Here is a 5,516-nt window from a genome sequence, read left to right on the forward strand (position 1 = left end):
ATCCGCCGCTACATCATCTGGCGGAACAAGCACGCCGCCGACGAACGCCTACGCGACGTCGTCGCCAGGGCGAACGTTGCCTGATGCGGCACTAGTTGATCAAACCGGAGATCGAGATAGCACCCAGCTGAGATGTGGTGGGACCATGCGACGACGTGTAGCGCAGCTCAGACAGCATTTGCTGACGTGGCGACCGCTCTGGAATCGGTTTCGGCAGGGTGGAGCAAGGCCTTGGATCTGGTTGGCCGGAGGACTGTTACTCGCCGGCTATGGGTTGGCGTTGGCGCTGGGCCCAGGGCCACTGGACCCGGGCTGGAAGCATCTTGGGCAAAACGACAAAACGGTAGCGACCAGCCAATGGCGCCTGATGATCGTTCAGGCCGGAATTGCAGCTGGTGCTGGACTGGCCCTGATCTATACTGCCCGAACCTATCGACTCTCGCGACAAGGGCAGGATAACGAACGATACATCAGAGCGCTTGATCACCTTGGATCGGACGAATTGTACGTGCGGATTGGGAGTATCCATGCTCTCGAACACGTGATGCGCGACTCTGAAAACCACCAAAATGACGTCGTCGAGCTTCTAGCCGCATTCATCAGAAGCCGATTGCCTCTGCGCGCGGCGCCTGTTCCTGGAGAGATTTGGACCCGCTGGTCCACCGACGAGGGAAGCAACAAAATCACACATAGTCGTCGCGGATGGCTCTATCTGGGACATTCATCAACACCCCGCGATGACTATGTGGTCTGGCCACCCCGTCGCCCTGCGCCGGATGTTCAGGCTGCCCTTACCGCTCTCGCCCGTCGCCCTGCTCGCATTGAGTGGGAGCTAGAGCGCGTGAATCTCAGCGATCTCGCCATTCAAAACATTCACCTACCCGCAGCCTTTCTGCCTCTCGCTGACCTCAGAGGCACCGATTTGCGGGGCACCTACCTGGACAAGGCATACCTAGTTGACGCCAATCTAAGCGATGCAAATCTAAATAACGTGTGGCTTGTCGGAGCAAATCTAAACGGGGCAAACCTCATTGGCGCAGATCTGCGCGATGTGAAACTTGCCGGAGTCAACCTGCGCGGAGCGCACCTCTTTAGGGCAGACCTAAGGGGCGCCTTGCTGGATTGCAAGACAATGCTTTACCCAACGGACCTTCCTGGCGCAGATCTGACAGGCGCAGACCTGCTTGAGGCCAACCTCTGCGGAGTAGACTTGACCGAAGTGCAGGGCTTGACAGAAATCCAGCTAAGATACTCCAAAGTAAATAGTGAGACGCGATTCCCACCTCATCTACGCTGGGATGATTTGGGTGAGCGCGTCATTTCGGTCGATCGCTGAACCTCTTTCATTTTGTCCCGGTGGGGTGAAAAGGCTGGTCAGGAGAGGTGGAGTCACAGGCGAGGCTCCTCGTCGTTGCGCTGGTGTTCGGCGTACAGCAGCGGTATCCCGGTCGGCCAAGGTCTTCCGTCGGGACACCGCGGACCGGGTGAGACACCGGCCCGGGACCAGGCGGGAGGTCGGCGGCCGGACGCTGCACCAGCTCACCACCGACGGCGGCCACGCCGTCACGCCGCCCGCCCACACGCCGTACGGGTGCCACCAAGCACGTCTCGGACATGTTCGCCACGCATCAATGCACGTCAAACCCGACGTCGGGCATCAGCACGACCGGAAAAGAGGACACCGACGTCCTCATGCTCTACAGCTCCCGATTCGACGGCATCGAGGACCCCGACGGCGACGCCAACCGGCAGCTCGGCGTGGGAGACCTGCGCGCCCAAGCCTGGTTCGAACCGTTCGGGAACGTCACGGCCCGCGACCCCCACCGGGGCTTCCGCCGCTGAACGGGCCGGGCACGCGCCGGACGGCGGGCGGAGGCACCTTGCGTGCCGCCGCCCGCGGCAACCGGGTAGGAAGGCCGACGGGCACTTCCGGCCCGGCACGGCAGGTCGGGCGACCGACCGGGCGGCTATGCGGCGAGCGGCAGGTCGTCGTCGCCACGGGGGACGGCTCGGAGCCGGTCCGGCTGGGCTTGGTCGAGTGCTCGGGCGAGGGCGTTGACGGCCTGGTCGGCGGAGTCCCTGAAGAGGTGGCCGTAGAGGTTGATCGTGGTGGCCAGGGTGGCATGGCGCAGGGTCTTGGACACGATGGCGATGGGGATGCCTTCGGCGATCATGATGCTGGCGGCGGTGTGTCGCAGGTCGTGCAGGCCGACCCGGGGGAGTGCGAGTTTGGCGGTGCGTTTGCGGAGCTGGTCGAGGACCCACTGGGGCCGCAGGGGCGATCCGTCCGCGTGGGCGAAGACCAGGCCCTCCAGCCGGCCGTCGGGGTGGGCGGCCATCTGGAGGTCGGCCTGGCGGTGGAGGGCGGTCATGACTCTGGGGGAGAGGCCGATCCAGGCGCGGCTGGCCTCGGTAAATGGGGCAAGCGAATGTGACATGTAGTCACATGTGATTTTCTGGTCGAACGGGATCGTTTGGAGTCGCTGTTCGAACCTGCCGGGCCACGGCGAAGGTCGACGGTTTCTCGGCGCGGAGGTGCTGCCGTGCACCACGGTGCGGTCGTTTCCGGGTGGGGTTTCCGGTCCCCGCAAGAGCGAAGGACAGCGCCTCGGCCTGAGGCGGGGCCTTCCGGCGTCCCGGGTGGGACGCCGGAAGGGTGGGTCAGGCGTAGCGGCGTTCGCCGGTGCCGTCGAGGGGGGACCACCACTGGTCGTAGTTGGTGGCGCCGTCGCCGAAGAAGCCGGCGTGGCCCTCGACGATCAGGCCGTTCTCCCAGTGGAAGACCTGGACGCCGCGGGCGTCGAGGACGTCGTAGGGGGAGGTGCTGCCCTCCGGGGCGCCGGGGCGGACGGCGTGGACGTGGACGACGTCCATGTTCTGGTTGCCGCTGATCATCGAGGTGAGCAGCTCGACCTCGAAGTTGCCGCCGGCGGTCTCGGTGAGGGCGCGGCGGAAGGAGAGGAGGGCGTCCAGGCCGACGTGCCAGCCCGCCTGGAGGTGGCGGCCCGGGACGGAGAAGCGGACGTCCTCGGACCAGTACTGGGCGGCCTCGGCGCGGTCGCAGGAGATCAGAGCGACATAGGCCTTCTCGATCAGCTCGGGGGTGACTTCGGTCATGGGGTCGGCTCCTGTTCGTTGGTCAGCCGGCGGGTGAGCCAGCTGTGGACGGCTCGGGCGGTGGGAGCGGCGTGCTCCTCGAGGAGGGAGAAGTGGTCTCCGGGGGTCTCCCGCACGGTGGCGGTGCCGGCCCAGGACGTCGCCGGGGGCGTGGTGCCGGGCAGGGCGTCGGTGGCGCGCAGGAAGAGGGTGGGGGTGGTGACCGGGCCGGGGCTCCAGTCCTCGAACACCCGGAAGTAGGCGCCCATGGCGGTGAGGGAGTGCGGCTCGGCGGCCGTGTCGTCCTGCGCGCGGCGGGCGAACAGGCCGTCGGTGAACGCGGTGGCGAGGGTGTCGTCGGTGTCGCCCTGTAGGTAGGTGTCGAGCAGGACGAGGGCCCGCGGGCCCCGGCCGGACGCTTCGAGGCGGGCGGCCACCGCGTGGGCGACCCAGCCGCCGGAGGAGTAGCCGAGCAGGGCGACCGGGGCGCCGTCGGCGTACCGCAGGACGGCCTCGGTCTGGGCGGTGACGACCGCGTCGAGGTCCGCCGGCAGCGGTTCGCCGGGCAGGAAGCCGGGCTGCGGCAGCGCCGCCACCTCGCGCAGGCCGCGCAGGGCGCCGGCGAACCGGGCGAACTGGTGCGGCCCCGAGTGGGCGACGACGGCGGGCAGGCAGATCAGCGCGGGGTCGGCCGGGCCGGCCGCGAGCCGGACGGGCCGGGGCGGGGCGGGCAGCTCGGCGGGGGTGCGGAAGGCGGGCAGGAAGCGGGAGGCCGTGCGCAGGAGGCCGATTCCCTCCAGGGTGCGGCCGGAGCCGCGGGCCTGCTGGAAGAGGGCGGCGAGGGCGGTAGTGGCGTCGGGGGTGGCAGTGGTGGCAGTGGTGGTGGCGGCGGTGGGAGTCGGGGTCGGGGTGGGGGTGGTCCGGGTGGCCAGCCGGGTGCGCAGGTGGTCGACCAGGGCCGGGAGGGTGGGATGGTCGAAGGCCACGGTGGCGGCCAGGCGCAGACCGGTGGCCGCGTCGAGGCGGTTGCGCAGTTCGACGGCGGTGAGCGAGTCGAGGCCGAGTTCGGGCAGCGAGCTGTGCTCGTCGACGACCTCGGGGGACGGGAAGCCCAGGACGGCCGCGACCTCGGTGCGGACGACGGTCGGCAGGTCGGGCTCTGCCGTCGCCGAGGGGGCGCTGCCCGGGTGCGGCACAGGGCCGGCGGGCGCGGCGCGGAGCGGTACGAGGACGGGGTCCGCGGTCGCGCTGGTGAGGGCGGCGTCGAGCAGGGCGAGGCCCTGTGCGGGGGTGAAGGCCTCGACGCCGTTGCGGCTGAGGCGCTCCAGCTCACCGGTGCCCGCCATGCCGCCGCCGTCCTGGTCCCAGGGACCCCAGGCCAGGGAGTGGGCGGGCAGGCCGAGGTGGCGGCGGTGGTGGGCGAGGGCGTCCAGGAAGGTGTTGGCGGCGGCGTAGTTGGCCTGGCCGGGGGCGCCGAGCACCCCGGCGGCGGAGGAGAACAGGACGAAGGCGGCGAGGTTCTGATGCTCCGTCAGTTCGTGTAGGTGCCAGGCGGATCGGGCCTTGGCGTGCAGGGTGCGGACGAGCCGCTCCGGGGTGAGCGAGGAGACCACGCCGTCGTCCAGGACGCCGGCGCAGTGGACGACCGCGGTGAGCGGGTGCCCGGCCGGGACGCCGGCCAGGACGCGGGCCAGGTCGGCGCGGTCGCCGACGTCGCAGCCGGCCACGGTGGCCGTGGCGCCGATCCGTTCCAGTTCGGCGGCGAGGGCGGTCAGCCGGGTGTCGTCAGCGCGGCGGCCGACGAGCAGCAGGTGCCGTACGCCGTGGGCGGTCGCCAGGTGCCGGGCGGTCAGACCGCCGAGGGCGCCGGCGGCGCCGGTGATCATTACGGTGCCGTCGGGGGCGAAGCCCAAGCCGACGGGGTCGGTGGTGGTGGCGGTGGCGGTGGCGGGAGGGGCGAGCGGGGCCAGTCGGGGGGCGTGTGCCGCGCCGTCCCGGATCGCCACCTGGGAGGCCTCGGCGGCGACGGCCGTCGGCAGCGCCTGCCAGGACGCCTCGGTGCCGTCCACGTCCACCAGGCCGAAGCGGCCCGGGTGTTCGGAGGCGGCCGAGCGCAGCAGGCCCCAGAGCGGGGCGTGGGCGAGGTCGGGGACGTCCTCGGCGGGTGAGGCGGCGACGGCGCCCCGGGTGAGCAGGACCAGCCGGGAGTTCTTCCACCGGCTGCCGGACAGCCAGGCCTGGACCAGCTCCAGCGCCCGGGACACCGGGGCCGGGTCGGCGGGCTGGTGCGCGTCGAGGAACGGGACCAGGACGACGCCCTCGGCGTCGTCGGGCACGGAGTCCAGGTCGGGGGCGCGCCGGTAGGTCCCGGGCGGTGGGGTGTCGGCCGGGCCGAGGACCGTCCAGGTGCCCGGGGCCGG

The 5,516-nt window shown here is 70.3% G+C and carries 5 protein-coding genes and 1 pseudogene; 3 read left to right on the forward strand and 3 right to left on the reverse strand.

All coding sequences use genetic code 11. The features are described from left to right. The 3 genes and pseudogenes from ACFWP2_RS35805 to ACFWP2_RS35815 form a co-directional block, all read left to right on the forward strand. Positions 1-84: pseudogene (locus tag ACFWP2_RS35805) on the forward strand (transposase); the annotation flags it as partial. Positions 85-367: 283 nt separating this feature from the next. Further along, positions 368-1,336 (forward strand): pentapeptide repeat-containing protein, encoded by a 969-nt coding sequence (locus tag ACFWP2_RS35810; protein WP_380459567.1) that lies wholly within the window; start codon positions 368-370, stop codon positions 1,334-1,336. A 278-nt stretch (positions 1,337-1,614) separates the two neighbouring features. Then, positions 1,615-1,842: a hypothetical protein gene (locus ACFWP2_RS35815; protein ID WP_380459569.1), complete on the forward strand. Its 228-nt coding sequence runs from the start codon at positions 1,615-1,617 to the stop codon at positions 1,840-1,842. Positions 1,843-1,967: 125 nt separating this feature from the next. Here the strand turns inward: ACFWP2_RS35815 and ACFWP2_RS35820 are convergent, their stop codons facing one another. From ACFWP2_RS35820 to ACFWP2_RS35830, 3 genes are all read right to left on the reverse strand, one after another. Further along, the gene (locus tag ACFWP2_RS35820; RefSeq protein WP_380459571.1) at positions 1,968-2,372 is read right to left on the reverse strand and encodes a tyrosine-type recombinase/integrase; all 405 of its coding nucleotides are present in this window, start codon (positions 2,370-2,372) and stop codon (positions 1,968-1,970) included. A gap of 289 nt (positions 2,373-2,661) precedes the next feature. Next, positions 2,662-3,117 carry a nuclear transport factor 2 family protein gene (locus tag ACFWP2_RS35825; RefSeq protein ID WP_380459573.1) on the reverse strand — a complete coding sequence of 152 codons (456 nt, stop codon included), beginning with the start codon at positions 3,115-3,117 and terminating at the stop codon, positions 2,662-2,664. Continuing rightward, a complete protein-coding gene (locus tag ACFWP2_RS35830; protein WP_380459599.1) occupies positions 3,114-5,432 on the reverse strand; it encodes a type I polyketide synthase in 2,319 nt (772 codons plus the stop codon). Before ACFWP2_RS35830 ends, ACFWP2_RS35825 begins: the two co-directional genes overlap by 4 nt. Positions 5,433-5,516: the final 84 nt, after the last annotated feature.

The organism is Kitasatospora sp. NPDC058444, from assembly GCF_042721415.1.
GTDB lineage: Bacteria > Actinomycetota > Actinomycetes > Streptomycetales > Streptomycetaceae > Kitasatospora.